Below are 18,084 nucleotides of genomic sequence, written 5' to 3'. Positions count from 1 at the left end.
GAGAAAGGTACATGATACCAAATCATAATACAGAAATATTAATTTTAGGTGGCGGCATTGCTGGGTGTATTGCCGCCATTTCTCTAGCAGATACTTACAAAGTAACTCTAGTAGATAAATTAATTCAGCCTACAGAAAAAGCTGGTGAATCTTTAGCACCAGCTACGCATCGAATTTTAAATGCACTCGGACTTTCACTTAGCGATAGTGAGTATAAAAATATTTTTATCAATAATTTCGGAATGCAATCGTACTGGGGAAGTGATCGAGTACAAATAATAGATCATTTAAGAAATCCTGATGGAACATCAAAAAGTGTCGATCGTAAAAAGTTGGCTTTTTATTTAAGAGAAAAAGCTATTGAAAAAGGCGTAGATTGTTTCTGGGGATTACGCTTTTTTAATAGTTCTTATCAAGATAACACATGGAATATAACTTGTAAGTCTGATGATATAAAAAATCGTACTACGAAAGTCTTCTCTACAAAGTTTGTTATTGATGCTACAGGAAGAGGAGCACATTTTGCAAAAACTCAAAATATCAAAAGAACAAAATACGATTCGTTAATTTCTTGTTGGCTAACAGTGCCTAACACCACACAAAATACGATGAGTACTATTTTACCAGATGAGTTTGGTTGGTGGTACAGTGCGGTAATTCCTAATAATAAAAGAATTTTATCATATCAAACTGACGCAGATATTATAGATAAAAGTGTTTTTAAAAGTTTCAATTCGTTTTCAAAACTTATTCATCAAAATAAAATTATAAATCAATTTATCGAAGATCAAACTGATACTATTGAATTTCATGGTGTTGTAAGTGCTAATTCTACTAAATTAAATCAAGTTGTTGGTCAACAATGGTTAGCTTTAGGAGATGCTGCAATTAGTTTTGATCCTTTATCTTCTCAAGGAATGTTTAATGCTATGGCAACTGCTATGCAAGTTAGTGATTTACTTAAAAAAGTAAATATTTCATCAAACCTAAATGAAGAAAAAACAGCTTATTTATCAAATAATTACACCTCACAAATAGATTCAATCTGGAATCAATATCTGAAGCATAAAGACTTATTTTACAGTGCAGAAACTCGTTGGAAAACAGCAACTTTTTGGAAAAGAAGACAAGAAACTGTATTCGTATCATAAAATCTACTATTTTTGCTGCCCTTTTTTTATCTTTAAATAAAAATTATGAATACACACGAAACTTATATGAGTGAAGCTGTAAAAGCTGCTTTAAGAGGAATGCAAAACAATGAAGGAGGTCCGTTTGGATGTATTATTGTAAAAGATGGTGAAATTGTTGGACGCGGTAATAATAAAGTTACATCAACAAATGATCCAACAGCACATGCTGAAGTTACAGCAATTAGAGATGCATGTAAAAACTTAGGAACTTTTCAATTAGATGGCTGTATTGTTTACACTTCTTGCGAGCCTTGTCCGATGTGTTTAGGAGCAATTTATTGGGCGCGTCCGGATAAAGTATTTTATGGTAGTAATCAAGTTGATGCTGCCAATATAGGTTTTGATGATGAGTTCATTTATAAAGAAATTCCGTTACCCTACGAGAAAAGAAGTATTCCTTTTGAACAAGTAGGTAGAGATATTGCCTTAGAACCTTTTCAAAAGTGGACAGAAAAAGACGATAAAATTGAATATTAATTTTGAAAATCCTTATCTTGTAGATAAGGATTTTTTTATCTCAAAAAAGATGATTACACTAGAAAACGACCAACTACAAATACAAATAAAAACTGCTGGTGCAGAGCTTACTAAAATCTATTCAAAACAAACTCAATTAGATTATTTATGGAATGGTGATGAGAAATTTTGGAAACGCCACGCTCCTATTTTATTTCCTATTGTTGGTAAACTAAAAGAACATACATATTTCGTAGATCATCAGAAATATCATTTACCTCAACATGGTTTTGCTAGAGATAATGAATTTAGTGTGATGTCTAACAATGGTAATAAAATCACATTTGAACTAAATTATTCTGACAAAACATTAGAAATTTACCCTTATAAATTTAAGCTACACGTTTCTTACACTCTAATAGAAAACTCGATCAAAACTGAGTATCACGTAAAAAATGAGGACGATAAAGCAATTTATTTCTCAATTGGTGCACATCCAGCTTTTTCTTGTCCAATTACTTCTGAAACATATTTTTCTGATTATTACATTGAATTTGAAACTAATGAAACTCCTCTACAATATTCTTTAAATAAAACTAACGGATTGCGTACTATAAATCCGACTGAACAATCGATTGATAAGATCTTTAAATTAAATTATGAATTATTTAAAGATGATGCTCTAATTTATAAAAACATTTCCTCTAAAAAGATTGCTCTAAAATCTAACAAACATGAACACGGACTTAATTTTTTAAGTTCAGACTGGGAATATTTTGCTTTTTGGACCAAAAAAGATGCTCCTTTCATTTGTTTTGAACCATGGATGGGAGCTGCTGATCTTGAAACTACCAACCAAGATTTCACTCAAAAAGATAGTATTATCAAATTAGACGTAGATAAGGAGTTTGAAAAAGAATATACCATTGAAATTTACTAAAACACTCTTTTTTAAAGGAATTAAACTCACCATGAACTCTATTATACTTTTTTTCGGAAAGTTATTTTTTTAAACCACTCAGATATATTATCCGTATAGTGTCTGTATTTTATTTCTATATTGAATTCTTTAAAAATATTTTTTAATTCTTTTATTTGATTTTTGTCAAGTTCAATTACTAACTCAGATTCCTGGATTTTCAAATAAAAAAATTTCCTATATTCCTTACCAAATATTACTTGATTAATTGAATTTAATTCTATTACTTTTTTTGAATCTTTAAATTCAAGTATTAATTCCTTATTTGTAGTAGACACTTCTCCTATTCTTAAAAACAACCAACTATTCATAAACCACAAAATCATTCCTGAAAACACAAAGAACTTTGAAAATGAACTTATGTAGAAATCATATTTCCCAATAGTATTTGCTGCTTCAAACATTGTTAATACTATCAATAAAATGCCATAAAGCAGCAAACATTCTTTCCAAATTCTAAAAAACCTATGATTATAAACATAGTTTGTATCAATTAAATCTGCTTTCATAAATCCTTAAATTACAACAAATAACGTTCTTTAATCACTTGCAAATGATGTTTCTGGTGACCAGCCATAACCATTCCTAAAGCACGAACAGATATTTTATTTCCTGAACCTGAACCTATTTTCAGTAAATCTTCTTGTCTAAAGCTTTTAAATAACTGAATCGTTCCTTTTCTAAGTAAATTCATTTCATCTAGTAAATCTTTATAATCTCTATCCTGAGCTATAGAATTAATAACGAACAAATCTTGATCGAAACCAGGTAAATCGGTTTTGTCATTTCTTGCAAAACATAAAGCTCGATAACAAAAAATACGTTCTGTATCTATTAAATGCTGAATTAATTCCTTAATTGTCCATTTACCATCAGCATAAGCATAATTCTCTTTATTTGATGGTATAGTTCTTAAAGTAGTTTCAAAATCTTCTTGAACTGTCTTTAAATTTTCGATTATAGATTTTTCAGTTTCTAAGTTTGTAATAAACGAAGTATAATACGGGTTGTATTCTGTAGTTGGTATCATAAAATTTTTAATCTATGTCTATTAAACCAAAGATTAATTTATAAGCCTTTATAGTTTAATATCTTATAAAATTTAATGCTAAAAATACCATTTCCTAATTTAAAAATAAAAGAATATACCCTGACAAAGCCAAAAATAAACACAATGGCGAAAAGTATTTAGTATCGTTTACAGCAAATTTGGTTTGTTTAATTTTCTTAAAAAAACCTACATATTTAAAATCTCCTACAGCTCTCAATAAAAAAATAGAAGAAAATATTAGTAAACCATTCATCTTAATCCACTGAGGTAGAAAGTAAAAATCATAAATTTTAGCTACTTGTATATAACTACTAAAAATTAGTAATACAAAAAACGCAACTAATAACGTTAAAATTGGCGGAGCTTTTAAAACTTTTGCTTCTTTTGCATTTGTTGGAATAACACGATCGAGACCGAAAGTGCCTCCAAAAGCCCAATAGAAATGAAATAAAGAAATAATAAGTAATATAATACTACATATAATTGCAAGAAAAAATGTCATATTGATTCGTCTTTTTATGTATGTTTGTTATTACCCAAAGTTAAAGATCCCTTATGACAACCTTATTGATAAATATCAAGGAATTAATACAAGTTAGAGAAAAAAGCGTTAAAAAGGTTTCAGGAAATGAAATGAAAGAACTACCAACCTTAAAAAATGCTTTTTTAGCTATTGAAAATGAGAAAATAATAGATTTTGGTTTAATGAAGGATATACCTTCTTATTCTGCTGCTATTTTAATAGACTGCAAAGGAAAAATGGTATTTCCCACGTGGTGTGATAGTCATACACATATCGTTTACGCTGGAACAAGAGAACAAGAGTTTGTTGACCGAATTAACGGTTTAACCTATGAAGAAATCGCTAAAAAAGGTGGTGGTATATTAAATTCTGCTAAAAGATTACGTGAAAGTTCTGAAGAAGAGTTATATGAATTAACTAAAGTTAGACTCGATGAAGTTATGCGTTTAGGTACTGGAGCCATAGAAATAAAATCTGGTTATGGCTTAACAACAGATGCTGAACTTAAAATGCTTAGAGTGATCAAACGACTTAGAGATGAATTCGATTTACCAATTAAAGCTACATTTTTAGGCGCGCATGCTTTTCCTCAAGAATTTAAAGAAAACCAAGAAGCTTATATCGATGTAATCATTAATGAAATGCTACCTAAAGTTGCATCTGAAAATTTAGCAGAATTTGTAGATGTTTTTTGCGAAACAGGTTATTTTACTGTAAAACAAACTGAAAGAATTATTCAAGCAGCTAAAAAAGTAGGATTACAACCTAAAGTTCATGTAAATCAATTTACAACTATAGGTGGTGTAGAAAAATGTGTTACTAACAATGCACTTTCTGTAGATCATTTAGAAGTTTTAAACGATGACGATATAAAAGCTTTACAAGGATCTGAGACAATGCCTGTAGCGCTTCCTTCGTGTTCTTATTTCTTAAGTATTCCTTACACACCTGCTCGACAAATTATTGATAATAATTTACCTTTAGCATTAGCTTCTGATTATAATCCGGGTTCTACTCCTTCTGGAAACATGAATTTTGTTGTAGCCACTGCTTGTATAAAAATGAAAATGACTCCAGAAGAAGCTATTAATGCTGCAACAATAAATGGTGCATATGCAATGAACTTATCTGATGAAGTTGGATCGATTACTAAAGGTAAAAAGGCTAACTTTTTTATAACTAAAGAAATCTCATCATATAATTTCTTACCTTATAATTTCGGATCTAGCGTAATTGAGTCTGTATATATAAACGGAAAACTTGTATAGCATGTTGCAAACATTTTCTAGCAATACCATTTTAGAATTTGTATCACTTAGAGATGGAGAATCTAAACTTGGTGAACATATTCAAACGATACATAACAATAAAAATGTAGTAGAAGAATTAAAAGCATCTTCTGCTACATTTATTATTTTAGGTGTTCCTGAAGATATTGGTGTACAAATGAATTATGGAAATGCTGGGGCTCACACAGCTTTCATTCCTGCACTTCAGGCATTATTAAACACACAACAAAATCAGTTTATTAATGGTAATGATATATTGATTCTTGGTTATTTAGATTTTTTAGATGAAGTAATTGATTTTAATCCCGAAGATCGTAATAAAGGAAATGAACTATTAAAAAAGTTAGACACTGAATTATCTAAATGGATTTCTATTATTGTTCAAGCTAACAAAATTCCAATTGTAATTGGTGGAGGACACAATAATTCTTACGGAAACATTAAAGGTTTTTCAGAAGCTTTAAATCAATCCGTAAATGTTATTAATCTTGATGCTCATACCGATCTTAGAAAACTGGAAGAACGTCATAGTGGAAATGGTTTTTCTTACGCTTTACAACATGGGTTTTTAGATAAATATTTCATGTTTGGTTTGCATGGAAATTATACACCTCAATACATATTCGATCTTATTCACAACAACATCAATCTTGAATATAATATGTTTGAAGAAATCGCTGTTTACAAAAGCACAACGTTTGAAAGCGAATTACAGCGAGCTATAAATTTTATTGCTGAGAAACCTTTCGGAATTGAAATTGATCTCGATTGTATTCAATCTTTTCCTAGTAGTGCGATGACTCCAAGTGGATTTACTCCTGAAGAAGCAAGACGTGTTGTTTATTTCTTTGGTAAGCATAAATCAGCAAACTATTTACATATTTGTGAAGGTGCTCCTTCATTATCCAATGAAAAATTAGCTACAAAACAAGTAGGAAAATATATCAGTTATTTAATTACTGATTTTATTAAGTCGAAAACCAATTGAAAAAAACTTCAGCTATATTATTAATAATTGTTTTAGCTCAGTTTTTCTGTACTTCTTTGTGGTTTGCTGGTAATGGAGTTTTAAATGATTTAATCACTGTTTTTAATTTAGAAAATGGATCATTAGCTAGTCTTACATCATCAGTACAATTCGGGTTCATTATTGGAACTTTATCCTTTGCATTATTAAATATTGCTGATCGATTTTCTCCTTCAAAAGTATTTTTCGTTAGTGGATTATTAGGAGCTGTTTTTAACTTAGGAATAATTTATCCTGATAATAACATAAATAGCTTAATAATCTTTCGTTTCTTAACCGGATTTTTCTTAGCTGGTATTTATCCTGTTGGAATGAAAATTGCCGCAGATCATTTTGATAAAAACTTAGGGAAATCTTTAGGTTATTTAGTTGGCGCACTTGTTTTAGGTACAGCTTTTCCTCACTTTTTGTCCTTTTTTACAACAGCATTACCTTGGAAAGTTGTTATTTGTAGTACTTCAGGTTTAGCTTTATTAGGGAGTTTGCTAATTTTAATATGCATTCCTGATGGTCCTTTCAGAAAAAAAAGCAGTTCTTTAAAACTGAATGCTATTTTTCAAGTTTTTAAAAAGAAAAAATTTCGATCTGCTGCATTAGGATATTTCGGTCATATGTGGGAGTTGTATACTTTTTGGGCTTTTGTTCCTATTATTCTAGGTATTTATTTAGATAGAAATCCAACCGTAAAATTTAATATTTCTCTACTATCTTTTAGTATTATAGCAATTGGTAGTTTAGGGTGTATTTTAGGTGGCTATTTATCATTAAAATGGGAAACTAAGAAGATTGCCATGATCGCATTAGCAATATCTGGATTATGTTGTCTTACTTCTTCTCTATTCTTTTCTTCTCCGTTATTTATATTTATTCTTTTTGTTTTACTCTGGGGTTTTACAGTGATTATGGATTCTCCTCTTTTTTCAACTTTAGTAGCTAAAAATGCTCCTATAGAAATTAAGGGAACTGCCCTTACTATTGTAAACTGTTTAGGATATAGTTTAACAATTATAAGTATTCAAACAATAAACTATTTACGAGAGTTTATTCCTAAAGAATATTTATTTGTTGTGTTAGCTATAGGTCCAATATTAGGTCTTTTGGCATTAAAACAGAACAGTAAAACTATAACTCATTAGTTTTTTTTAATCAATCCAATTTTTAAAGTCTTTCACACGCTCTCTACTCACAATAATTTCTTGATCAGTAAAAGAATGTAAAACTAACTTTAATCGTGAATTTGTATACGATATGATGTCTTTTATGGCGTTAATATGAACTATAAACGTTCTATTTACTCTAAAGAATTGTTCTGGATCTAAATGATCGTACCAATGCTCTAAAGAATGATCTATCAAGTAATTTCTATTCTCGTTCGTATGTATATAAGTAGCTTTATTTTCTGAATACAAACACTCGATATTGTCTGTATGTATAATCTTTATATGCTGACCAATTTTTATCGTAAAACGCTTCTTATATTTTCTATCTATCGGATTAATTAACAACTTTCTAATTTCGTTAATATCAACCTGAATGTTATTGCTTTTTGGTTGTTGTTCTTTGTATTTATCTACAGCAACTTTCAATTCATCATCATCTATTGGTTTTAATAGATAATCAATAGAATTTAATTTAAAGGCTTTAAGCGCATATTCATCATAAGCTGTAGTAAAAATGATTGCAGATTTTACTGGTATTTCTTCAAAAATTTCAAAAGACAAACCATCTGAAAGTTGAATATCCAAGAAAATTAAATCAGGATGTTCATTCGTTTGAAACCAATTTAACGCTTCTTCCACAGAATGCAACATTGTATTTACTTCTATATTCAATTCAGCTAACATTCTATTTAAACGTCTTGCTGCTGGTTTTTCATCTTCAATTATTAAAACATTCATATTGTTAATACCAATTAGTCTATATATTTATTTGCTTGTTTTTTATCTTTTTCTATTAACTCTTTAATTTTTTGTTTTTCCCAATTCTTTCCTAAAAGTATTGATATCGCGTAAATATCTATGGCTTGAAAAATTATAATAATTCCCCAAACAGCCCATAAAGGATACACTTTATAGTTTTCAAAATTATACCAAAGGTTACTAATTTTAAAGCCACCGAATATATGAAAGTTTATTTCTGATATCTTAGATGATAAGGCAAAAATTATATTAATGACCAAATAAACTGTTAAGTGATCGTAAAACGATTTTATTTTCGCTGCTTCTTTCTTAGCTTGTAAATATTTATTCTTCTTTACATCTAACACCATAACCTTTTCTGATTTTTTAATTAATTTCTTAACATTTTTCTTTTTTTATCTTCTTCTTCGCGCATTAACTCTTCAATTTTTCTTTTCTCCCAATCTTTTCCGAAGAAATAATCTGTTCCAAATAGTCGAATAGCTTGAAACACGATAGCAATTCCCCAGAAAATCCAAACAGCAAAAGTTCCAAAGTCGAAAAAAGCTTCTTCAAAAGATTCTCCATTTAATAGATTTCTTCTGATTTTCATAGTTGATATAACTATATTTATAATTATATAAACTGCTAGTTGCTTGTAAAAATTTTTGATTTCATCTACTCGCTTTTTAGCCCTTATATATTCATTTTCTTGATTGTAATCTGTTATAAACATCTTTTTATTTATTTAACATTTTTTGACTTCTATTTTTATCTTTCTCCATAAACTCTTTTATCTTTCGATCTTCCCAATCTTTAGATAACAAGTTACCAAACCCAAAAACTCCTAACCAATGAAAGAAAACACCAATTCCCCAAAACAACCAGGTAGAGTATACTCCGAAATTACTAATTGCATCTTCAAAAGAATCTCCATCATCATTCATTAAACCTACTATTATAATAGAACTTAAAAATAAATTAACAACTATATAGACTGTAAAATGAGAATAAAATCCTTTTATGTCTTTTACTTTCTTTTTAGCTTTTAAATAGCGCTGTTCTTCTAAAAAATCTTGCTTCATCATTAATACTTTTTATTCATAATCTCTTTAATTTTACGCTCTTCCCATTCTTTACTGAAAAGATTATCACTAAAAGCTAAAAAGGCGTGAATTCCTATAGCAACTCCCCAACCTAACACAGAAAACCAAAACCAATGAAACTGAGGAGAAAAAGTTAAATTAGTGTATACAATAATTGGTGTGTTTAATAGATACAATGCTAAATGCACATAAAAACCTTTAATTTCTTTTACTTTTTTCTTTGCTTTTAAATAGCGTTGTTCTTCTATGTAATTATTTTCCATTTCTGTTGTATTCTTTTATGTATTCGTTAATCTTACGTTCTTCCCAATCTTTTCCCTTTATAAATTTAAAGCCATCAAATACTTGAAATCCATGAGAAAATAATCCTATTCCCCAACCAAATACTGAAAACCAAAACCAGTGAAATTGTGGCGAAAATTTTAAGTTGATGAAAATTAGGATCGGAATAACAATTATGTAAATTACTAGATGACTATAAAACTCTTTAATCTCTTTTACTTTTTTAAGAGCTCTCATGTATCTGATTTCTTCTTCTTTAGGAAACTCCATAAAAATTAAAATTTATCTTTATCCATTAATTCTCTAATCTTACGTTCTTCCCAATCTTTACCTAAAAAAACATTATAGTTATACACTTCTAAACCATGGAATAATACTCCTATACCCCAACCAATAATTGGAAAGTAAAACCAATGGAATTGTGGAGAAAATCGTAGATTAATGAAAATGAAAAACGGAATAAAAATTAAGTACGACGCTAAATTTCTATAAAACTCTTTTATTTTTTCTACACGTTCAACCGCTTTTATATAACTACTATTTTCGAAATTATCTGATATTTTCATAATGTTTTTTGTTTTAGATAACAGTGGCAAACTCACTGTAAATGTTTTGTTGTTATTCTCAATATGAACTCTTTCATTAGAAATAAGTCCGTATCGATCAGCTATATTTTGAAGCCCCACTTTTGTACTCTTCTTTCCTATGGCTTCTTTAGGATTCACATTATTCTCTATTTTTAAATATCCATTCTCTTCATAAATTGAAATTCGTAACGGTTTAGAACTAGAAACCACATTGTGTTTTACAGCGTTTTCTAGTAATAATTGTAATGATAATGGCACTATTTTTAAATCACTATTTGTTACTGAAGTTGGAACATCAAATTCTAAAGCATCTTCAAAACGCATTTGTAATAATTCCATATAGGTTTTTGCGAATTTTAATTCTTCTGTTAATGGAATTAACTCTTTATTTCTTTGTTCTAAAACATATCGATATACTTTAGATAATTTTGTAGTAAATTTTTCAGCTTGATTTGGATTTTCACCAATTAAAGAAGTCAATACATTTAAACTATTGAATAAAAAATGAGGATCTATTTGGCTTTTTAATGTTTCAAACTTCGCTGATTCAGTTTTTGCTACAATTTGTTGATGAGTAGTTTCTTTATTCATGGTTTTCTTCCATTCTATCATAAATCCTTTTGCATGTAAAAATGCAGCCACACCTAATGATAAAACAATAGCGAATAGATGGATAAAGAACAACCTTTCAGAAAACAAAACTTTAAAATCATTATTAAATACAAGAACATATTGTATATAATGAATTATAAAAACGCCTACAGATGTATATAATATGGTTCCTATAATTCCTGCCCAAACTCTCTGGTTCGTTTCTTTAACCCAATCCCATTTAGTATTTAAAAACTCATTAATAAAACCATTACCTAACCCGAGAATAAAAGAATATAATGCAGAAAACAAAAAAGTAACACTTGCTCCTTTTAAGGTAAATTGTCTGTTTATTAACGTGAATAAAACACCAAATAAAACAGTCATTTTTACGCAAACAATAATATCTTTTTTAAATTCAGATTTTAAGTAACTTAATATACTACTCATTTTAAAACTTTATTTGTTATAATCTAATATCTAAAGATACATCTTTGTTAGTAATAGTAAACTTTGCATCATCATATCTTGGAGGCCCAAAATTCATTACATTATTAGAAGCACCATAATCTTCCATCGGCATACCACTTGGTTGAAAGTCCATTTTTCCATTATTGTTCTTATCGTGAAAACAAGTAACTGCATATTCTCCTGCTGGAACATTTTCAAAAATAACAACTGATTTACCATTTTCTATTTTTGCTTCTTTAGCTTGAATTGGTTTTCCTATTAAAAAGTTTTCTTTATCAGAAAGAGCAAACTTCATTGTTCCTTCATTTGATGTAACATTAACTACTGTAACTGTAATTTTCTGATTTCCTTCTTGAGCAAATAAATTATTAAAAGTTAATAGTGCTAATAAAATAATACTTAAAGATTTCATTTTTTTTTTAGTTTTAAAGATTAATTACACTTCAAAAATGCAATGACATTGTTTATTTTAAAACTTATTATTACCGAACTGTAAATTTTACATGATGAATTGTAAATTTTTAAAAAATAAGTTTGGAGTATTGATTTTTTTTATACATTAGCGGCATGCATACAAGCAATAAGACAAATCAAATTTCATTACGCCGACGACGCCCCATGCGACGTAGCTAGTTCATTCTTGCCTAAGAATCAATAGAAATTTGAATTCATCTTATTAACATCATCATGCAATTTTACATTATTTTTTTATCGTTACCATTCATAATTATCACAACTGATAATAGGATTTCTGTACGACGATTTTTCCCTCGCCCGTAAGGGCTTATATGACTAATAGAACTTAGGTGAGTCCGGTTCTTCTTCAGAAAAAAAGAGACAACAAACAATTTTAAATTTAAGGTAATGGAAATCATTATTGCCGATATATCACATAAAATTTACGCAGAAGAAATTTGTACTACCATAGAAAATGCAGCTAAAATTAGAGGTACAGGTATTGCAAAGAGAAAACCAGAATATATTATTTCTAAAATGGAAAAAGGTAACGCAGTTATCGCTCTAGATGGAAATACATTTGCCGGTTTTTGCTATATAGAATCTTGGGGACATGGAAAATTCGTTGCCAATTCTGGATTAATCGTTCATCCTAACTTTAGAGGTTTAGGCTTATCAAAAAAAATCAAACAAAAGATTTTTGATCATTCAAGAACTAAGTTTCCCAATGCTAAAATATTCAGTATTACTACTGGATTAGCCGTTATGAAACTTAATAGCAACTTAGGTTATAAACCCGTTACATTTTCTGAATTAACAACAGATCAAACGTTTTGGGATGGATGTAAAACCTGTGTCAATTATGATGTTTTAACGAGAACAGAACAAAAAATGTGTTTATGTACGGGAATGTTATATGATCCAGCTACCGAAAACAACAATCAACCTAAGAAATTTAAAGAAAAAACATTCACTAGGTTGAAAAGTATCAAACAACATTTATTCTTAAAAAAAGAGAAAAAATGAAAAAATTAGTTTTAGCATATAGCGGAGGTTTAGACACTTCTTATTGTGCAGTACACTTAACAAAGGATGAAAATTTTGAAGTTCATGCTGTTAGTGTAAATACAGGTGGATTTACCAATGAAGAAATACATGATATTGAAAGTAAAGCACATCAATTAGGTGTAAAAACGTATAAAAATATAAATGCAGTTCATAATTACTACGAGAAAGTAATTAAATACTTAATTTACGGAAATGTATTAAAAAACAATACCTATCCATTATCAGTAAGTGCAGAAAGAATTGTACAAGCCATCGAGATTATTAATTATGCAAAATCCATTGGAGCAGAATATATTGCACACGGTAGTACAGGAGCTGGAAATGATCAAGTTCGTTTCGATTTAATCTTTAACACATTAGCTCCTAATATTAAAATTATTACTCCGATTAGGGATCAAAAGTTAAGTAGACAAGAAGAAATTGCTTATTTACAAAGTCACGGTGTAGATTTATCTTGGAGTAAAGCTAAATATTCTGTGAACAAAGGTTTATGGGGAACTAGTATTGGTGGTGATGAAACATTAACCTCTCACCTAGCCTTACCTGAAGAAGCATATCCTTCTCAGCTACAAGAAACAAAAGCTACTGATATTAAAATTTCCTTTGTAAAAGGAGAACCTGTAGCAATTAACGACAAAAAAGATACTTCTGGAGTTATCATTGAAAAACTAAACAATATCGCTTCTAAATATGCTATTGGTAGAGATATTCATGTTGGTGACACTATTCTTGGTATTAAAGGAAGAGTTGGTTTTGAAGCTGCTGCTGCTATATTAATTATTAAAGCACATCACTTATTAGAAAAACATACACTAACCAAATGGCAATTACAACATAAAGATTATGTAGCTAATTGGTATGGAAATCACTTACATGAAGGTTTATATCTCGATCCTGTAATGAGAGATTTAGAAGCCATGCTAAGTAGCAGTCAACAACAAGTAACTGGCGATGTGTATATAACTTTAAAGCCTTATCATTTTACTTTAAACGGAATTTCTTCGGATAACGATTTGTTACAATCGAAATTTGGTAGCTATGGTGAAATGAATAACGCTTGGACTGCAGAAGATGCTAAAGGCTTTATTAATATCTACGGAAATCAAACTAAAATTTATCAAAATACCAACAGTCATGATTAAAGCTGGAATTATAGGTGGAGCTGGTTATACAGCAGGTGAATTAATTAGATTGTTAATTCATCATAAAGAAGTAACAATTGATTTTGTGTATAGCACTTCAAACGCTGGTAATCCAATTAGTGCGATTCATCAAGATTTAGTTGGATCTATAGATCAAAAATTTACAGACACAATTAATACTAATGTTGATGTTTTGTTTTTGTGCTTAGGACACGGGAATTCTGGTAAATTTCTTGCGAAATATCAATTTTCAGATACTACAAAAATTATTGATTTAAGTAATGAATTCAGACTTGTAAACAATAAAGTATTTCAAGGAAATGAATACATATATGGTTTACCTGAAATCAATAAAGAGGAAATAATTAATGCGAATTATATTGCAAATCCAGGTTGTTTTGCAACTGCAATTCAATTAGCAATTGCTCCTTTAGCATCAGAAAAACTAATCACAAATGACATTCATGTAAATGCTATAACTGGCGCAACTGGTGCAGGAACTAGCTTATCGAAAACTACACATTTTACCTGGAGAGATAATAACTTCTCCTATTACAAGCCTTTTACGCATCAACATTTAGGAGAGATTTATCAAACCATAGAAAAATTTCAATCAGAGAGTAAACACCAAGTTTTATTCTTACCAAATAGAGGAAATTTTTCTAGAGGAATATTCGCTACTTTATATACTGAGTTTTCAGGTTCAGAAGAAGAAGCTATTAAAATTTATAAAGAATTTTATAAAGACGCTGCTTTCACTTTTGTGGCTGACCAAACTTTACATCTGAAGCAAGTAGTGAACACTAATAAATGTTTAGTTCATGTACATAAACATGAAAATCAATTATTAATTACAAGTTGTATTGATAATTTATTAAAAGGAGCTTCTGGACAAGCAGTACAAAACATGAATTTAATGTTCGGTTTTGAAGAGACAGAAGGATTACAATTAAAAGCTAATTATTTCTAAATATTAAACTGATGAAAATAGCAATCATAGGAACAGGAAACTTAGGAAAATCAATAGCTAAAGGATTGATAAAAGGTCAGAACTTTAATTCACTGTACTTAACTAAAAGAAACGTAAGCGAATTAAACGATTTACCAAAACAAGAGAACATTATTATTACCAGTAATAATAGAGAAGCAATTCAAAATTCTGATGTTTTAATTTTTGCAGTTCAACCAAAGCAATTGGAAGAAATTTTGTTTCAATCAAAAAAATATATCAATAAAGAGCAACTTGTAATCTCCACAATCACTGGTTTTTCCATAGAAAAAATTGAAAATATATTAGGGCAAGATTTTTCAATCATAAGAGCAATGCCCAATACAGCTATTGCCGTAGAAAAATCAATGACCTGCATTTCTTCCAATACTAATGATACTAATAAAATTACTATTGTTGAATCTATTTTTAATCAACTTGGAAATACCATGATTATTCCTGAAAACTTAATGCAAGCTGCAACAGTAGTTTGTGCAAGTGGAATTGCTTTTTGGATGCGTTTAATCCGCGCTACAACACAAGCTGCTATTCAATTAGGTTTTGATGCTAAAGAAGCTCAAGAATTAGCCATGTTCACAAGTGAAGGAGCTGCTAATTTATTAATTCAATCTGGAAATCATCCAGAACAAGAGATCGATAAAGTAACTACACCGAAAGGATGTACAATTGAAGGTTTAAATGAAATGGAACACAAGGGTTTAAGTTCTTCATTAATTCAAGGAATGGTTGCTTCTTTCAATAAAATTAACACTATTAAAAAAGAACAAATATGAGTTTATTTAACGTTTATCCATTATTCGATATCACTCCTGTAAAGGCTAAAGATGTATATGTGTATGATGAAAATGGCACACAATATTTAGACTTATACGGGGGACATGCTGTGATTTCCATTGGTCATTCTCACCCTACTTATGTAGAAAAATTACAACAACAACTAGCAAATATTGGATTTTATAGTAATTCTATTCAAAATCCCTTACAACAACAACTGGCAGAAAAATTAACTTCCGTATCTAGATGTAAACTTTACGAATTATTTCTATGTAATTCTGGAGCAGAAGCAAATGAAAATGCAATAAAATTAGCTTCTTTTCATACACAAAAACATAAAGTAGTGGCTTTTAAAAATGCATTTCACGGTAGAACTTCGGCAGCTGTAGCTGCAACAGATAATCCGAAAATTGTTGCACCAATTAACGCTCAACAAACTGTTGATTTTGTTGAGTTTGGAGACATTGAAACTTTAACTAAGATTTTAGCTAAAGGAGATGTTTGCGCAGTAATCACAGAGATTATTCAAGGAGTTGGCGGTTTAGATGAAGCTTCTACAGAGTTTTACAAAACTGTAGAACAACTTTGTAAACAATTCGGAACCTTACTGATTGCTGATGAAGTTCAATCTGGTTTTGGAAGAACTGGTGATTTCTTTGCTTTTCAAAAACATGGAATAGAACCAGATATTATTTCAATGGCAAAAGGAATGGGAAATGGTTTTCCTGTTGGAGGAATTTTAATTCATCCGAAAATTAAAGCATCATTTGGTTTATTAGGTACCACTTTTGGCGGAAATCATTTGGCCTGTACTGCTGCATTAGCAGTTATAGAAACGATTCAACAAGAAAAATTATTAGATAATGTTGAAGAAATTTCGACTTATTTTATCGATAAAGTATCACAAATTTCAGAAATAAAAACAATTAAAGGACGGGGTTTAATGCTTGGTTTAGAATTTGACTTCCCAATTGCAGAATTACGTAAAGAATTGATTTATAATCATCAAATATTTACAGGAAGTTCTAAAAATCCGAACTTACTTCGTATTCTTCCTTCTTTAACAGTTAAGAAAGAACATGTAGATGTGTTTATCAATGCATTAACAAAAGCATTAGAGTTACAAAAAGTATAAAAATTAATTATCCGTCATGCTGTATTTTTTTTAGTATTTCATTAAATAAAGTTTAAAAAAAATTGAAATCCTGATATAAATTCAGAATGATCTTATACAAAACTCAATCCCATGAAAAAATATACTGAAATCAATGATATTAAAAATATACCCCAAACAATAACAGAAGCAATAGCATTAAAAAAAGCTCCATTTGAGCATAAAAACTTAGGTAAAAATAAAACCTTAGTGATGTTGTTTTTTAATGCTAGTTTAAGAACTAGATTAAGCACCGAAAAAGCTGCTAAAAACCTAGGAATGGATGTTATTTGTTTACAAATTAGTGACTCTTGGAATTTAGAATTTGAAGACGGAACTGTGATGAATTTATCAACATCTGAACATATTAAAGAAGCTGCAAAAGTAATTGCGCAATATGCAGATATAATTGCGGTAAGAGCATTTCCAACACTAAAAGATAAAGAATTGGATTATGCAGAAGTTATTATGAATAGTTTCTCAAAATACGCAGATGTTCCTGTAGTGAATTTAGAAAGTTCTACAGCTCATCCGTTACAAGCATTAGCAGATGCAATTACTATAAATGAATTTAATTCAGATGCAATGCCAAATGTTGTTTTGTCTTGGGCACCACATCCTAAAGCCTTACCGCAGTCTGTTGCAAATTCTTTTGTAAACATGATGCAAAAATTGCCGGTAAATCTAACAATTACACATCCAAAAGGTTATGAATTAAGTACTGAAATCACAAAAGATACTCAGGTAAATTATAATCAAGAAGAGGCTTTAAAAAATGCGGATTTTGTTTATGTGAAAAACTGGAGTTCATATGCGGATTACGGACAAATATTGAGCCAAGATAGCGATTGGATGATCACGCAACATAAGCTTAATAATGCTAAATTTATGCATTGCTTGCCTGTAAGAAGAAATGTAGTTGTTGAAGATGCAGTTTTAGATTCGGATAATTCTTTAGTAATAAATCAGGCAAACAATAGAACATATGCAGCTCAGGTTGTTTTAAAAAACATCCTCGAAAACTTATAA

General features: G+C 29.6%; 23 protein-coding genes. 12 read left to right on the top strand and 11 right to left on the bottom strand.

The window, feature by feature from the left end:
• The first annotated feature begins 11 nt into the window (after positions 1-11).
• The 3 genes from ACSIGC_RS00365 to ACSIGC_RS00355 are packed head-to-tail and all read left to right on the top strand — an operon-like array spanning position 12 to position 2,589.
• Positions 12-1,151, top strand: coding sequence for a tryptophan 7-halogenase (locus ACSIGC_RS00365; RefSeq protein WP_442266202.1), 1,140 nt, complete (start codon positions 12-14; stop codon positions 1,149-1,151).
• Between the two features lie 45 nt (positions 1,152-1,196).
• Positions 1,197-1,670, top strand: coding sequence for a nucleoside deaminase (locus tag ACSIGC_RS00360; protein ID WP_442266201.1), 474 nt, complete (start codon positions 1,197-1,199; stop codon positions 1,668-1,670).
• A gap of 49 nt (positions 1,671-1,719) precedes the next feature.
• Positions 1,720-2,589, top strand: coding sequence for an aldose 1-epimerase family protein (locus tag ACSIGC_RS00355; protein WP_442266200.1), 870 nt, complete (start codon positions 1,720-1,722; stop codon positions 2,587-2,589).
• A 41-nt stretch (positions 2,590-2,630) separates the two neighbouring features.
• Here the strand turns inward: ACSIGC_RS00355 and ACSIGC_RS00350 are convergent, their stop codons facing one another.
• The 3 genes from ACSIGC_RS00350 to ACSIGC_RS00340 form a co-directional block, all read right to left on the bottom strand.
• Positions 2,631-3,137 carry a hypothetical protein gene (locus ACSIGC_RS00350; RefSeq protein ID WP_442266199.1) on the bottom strand — a complete coding sequence of 169 codons (507 nt, stop codon included), beginning with the start codon at positions 3,135-3,137 and terminating at the stop codon, positions 2,631-2,633.
• 11 nt (positions 3,138-3,148) lie between these two features.
• On the bottom strand, positions 3,149-3,658 hold the full coding sequence (locus tag ACSIGC_RS00345) for a DinB family protein (RefSeq protein WP_442266198.1): 510 nt from the start codon (positions 3,656-3,658) through the stop codon (positions 3,149-3,151).
• A 94-nt stretch (positions 3,659-3,752) separates the two neighbouring features.
• Entirely contained in the window at positions 3,753-4,181 is a 429-nt protein-coding gene (locus tag ACSIGC_RS00340; RefSeq protein ID WP_442266197.1) for a DUF3995 domain-containing protein, read from the bottom strand.
• Between the two features lie 53 nt (positions 4,182-4,234).
• Between ACSIGC_RS00340 and hutI the strand changes: the two genes are divergently transcribed.
• From hutI to ACSIGC_RS00325, 3 genes are read left to right on the top strand one after another with little or no spacing between them, the layout of a single operon-like run.
• Positions 4,235-5,470, top strand: a complete 1,236-nt coding sequence (hutI, locus tag ACSIGC_RS00335; protein ID WP_442266196.1) for an imidazolonepropionase — start codon at positions 4,235-4,237, stop codon at positions 5,468-5,470.
• 1 nt (position 5,471) lies between these two features.
• The gene (locus ACSIGC_RS00330) at positions 5,472-6,479 is read left to right on the top strand and encodes a formimidoylglutamase (protein ID WP_442266195.1); all 1,008 of its coding nucleotides are present in this window, start codon (positions 5,472-5,474) and stop codon (positions 6,477-6,479) included.
• Positions 6,476-7,654: an MFS transporter gene (locus ACSIGC_RS00325; RefSeq protein WP_442266194.1), complete on the top strand. Its 1,179-nt coding sequence runs from the start codon at positions 6,476-6,478 to the stop codon at positions 7,652-7,654. The genes ACSIGC_RS00330 and ACSIGC_RS00325 overlap by 4 nt, the downstream gene beginning before the upstream one ends.
• Positions 7,655-7,660: 6 nt before the next feature.
• Here ACSIGC_RS00325 and ACSIGC_RS00320 read toward each other — a convergent pair whose 3' ends face one another.
• From ACSIGC_RS00320 to ACSIGC_RS00285, 8 genes are read right to left on the bottom strand one after another with little or no spacing between them, the layout of a single operon-like run.
• A complete protein-coding gene (locus tag ACSIGC_RS00320; RefSeq protein WP_299620370.1) occupies positions 7,661-8,416 on the bottom strand; it encodes a LytR/AlgR family response regulator transcription factor in 756 nt (251 codons plus the stop codon).
• Positions 8,417-8,430: 14 nt separating this feature from the next.
• Positions 8,431-8,787 (bottom strand): 2TM domain-containing protein, encoded by a 357-nt coding sequence (locus tag ACSIGC_RS00315; RefSeq protein ID WP_442266193.1) that lies wholly within the window; start codon positions 8,785-8,787, stop codon positions 8,431-8,433.
• Positions 8,788-8,807: 20 nt separating this feature from the next.
• Positions 8,808-9,152 (bottom strand): 2TM domain-containing protein, encoded by a 345-nt coding sequence (locus tag ACSIGC_RS00310; RefSeq protein ID WP_442266192.1) that lies wholly within the window; start codon positions 9,150-9,152, stop codon positions 8,808-8,810.
• 4 nt (positions 9,153-9,156) lie between these two features.
• Complete coding sequence (locus ACSIGC_RS00305) at positions 9,157-9,504, bottom strand: 2TM domain-containing protein (RefSeq protein WP_442266191.1); 348 nt, start codon at positions 9,502-9,504, stop codon at positions 9,157-9,159.
• Complete coding sequence (locus tag ACSIGC_RS00300) at positions 9,504-9,785, bottom strand: 2TM domain-containing protein (RefSeq protein ID WP_442266190.1); 282 nt, start codon at positions 9,783-9,785, stop codon at positions 9,504-9,506. Before ACSIGC_RS00300 ends, ACSIGC_RS00305 begins: the two co-directional genes overlap by 1 nt.
• Entirely contained in the window at positions 9,775-10,074 is a 300-nt protein-coding gene (locus ACSIGC_RS00295; RefSeq protein ID WP_442266189.1) for a 2TM domain-containing protein, read from the bottom strand. The genes ACSIGC_RS00300 and ACSIGC_RS00295 overlap by 11 nt, the downstream gene beginning before the upstream one ends.
• 5 nt (positions 10,075-10,079) lie before the next feature.
• Positions 10,080-11,432 carry a 2TM domain-containing protein gene (locus ACSIGC_RS00290; protein WP_442266188.1) on the bottom strand — a complete coding sequence of 451 codons (1,353 nt, stop codon included), beginning with the start codon at positions 11,430-11,432 and terminating at the stop codon, positions 10,080-10,082.
• Positions 11,433-11,448: 16 nt separating this feature from the next.
• On the bottom strand, positions 11,449-11,865 hold the full coding sequence (locus ACSIGC_RS00285) for a DUF2141 domain-containing protein (RefSeq protein ID WP_442266187.1): 417 nt from the start codon (positions 11,863-11,865) through the stop codon (positions 11,449-11,451).
• A 452-nt stretch (positions 11,866-12,317) separates the two neighbouring features.
• On the opposite strand from ACSIGC_RS00285, the gene ACSIGC_RS00280 reads away from it, so the two are divergent.
• The 6 genes from ACSIGC_RS00280 to ACSIGC_RS00255 all read left to right on the top strand — a co-directional run bounded on the left by ACSIGC_RS00280 (position 12,318) and on the right by ACSIGC_RS00255 (position 18,084).
• Positions 12,318-12,935 carry a GNAT family N-acetyltransferase gene (locus ACSIGC_RS00280; RefSeq protein ID WP_442266186.1) on the top strand — a complete coding sequence of 206 codons (618 nt, stop codon included), beginning with the start codon at positions 12,318-12,320 and terminating at the stop codon, positions 12,933-12,935.
• Entirely contained in the window at positions 12,932-14,119 is a 1,188-nt protein-coding gene (argG, locus tag ACSIGC_RS00275; RefSeq protein WP_442266185.1) for an argininosuccinate synthase, read from the top strand. The genes ACSIGC_RS00280 and argG overlap by 4 nt, the downstream gene beginning before the upstream one ends.
• On the top strand, positions 14,112-15,089 hold the full coding sequence (argC, locus tag ACSIGC_RS00270; RefSeq protein ID WP_442266184.1) for an N-acetyl-gamma-glutamyl-phosphate reductase: 978 nt from the start codon (positions 14,112-14,114) through the stop codon (positions 15,087-15,089). The genes argG and argC overlap by 8 nt, the downstream gene beginning before the upstream one ends.
• Positions 15,090-15,100: 11 nt before the next feature.
• Positions 15,101-15,901 carry a pyrroline-5-carboxylate reductase gene (proC, locus tag ACSIGC_RS00265; protein ID WP_442266183.1) on the top strand — a complete coding sequence of 267 codons (801 nt, stop codon included), beginning with the start codon at positions 15,101-15,103 and terminating at the stop codon, positions 15,899-15,901.
• Complete coding sequence (locus ACSIGC_RS00260) at positions 15,898-17,037, top strand: aspartate aminotransferase family protein (protein WP_442266182.1); 1,140 nt, start codon at positions 15,898-15,900, stop codon at positions 17,035-17,037. Before proC ends, ACSIGC_RS00260 begins: the two co-directional genes overlap by 4 nt.
• 111 nt (positions 17,038-17,148) lie before the next feature.
• The gene (locus ACSIGC_RS00255) at positions 17,149-18,084 is read left to right on the top strand and encodes an acetylornithine carbamoyltransferase (protein ID WP_442266181.1); all 936 of its coding nucleotides are present in this window, start codon (positions 17,149-17,151) and stop codon (positions 18,082-18,084) included.

Origin of the sequence: Tenacibaculum aquaeponti, assembly GCF_052084715.1 — a bacterium.
GTDB lineage: Bacteria > Bacteroidota > Bacteroidia > Flavobacteriales > Flavobacteriaceae > Polaribacter.
Note: the sequence above shows the minus strand (reverse complement) of the source record. Positions and strands in the feature narration are given on the sequence as shown.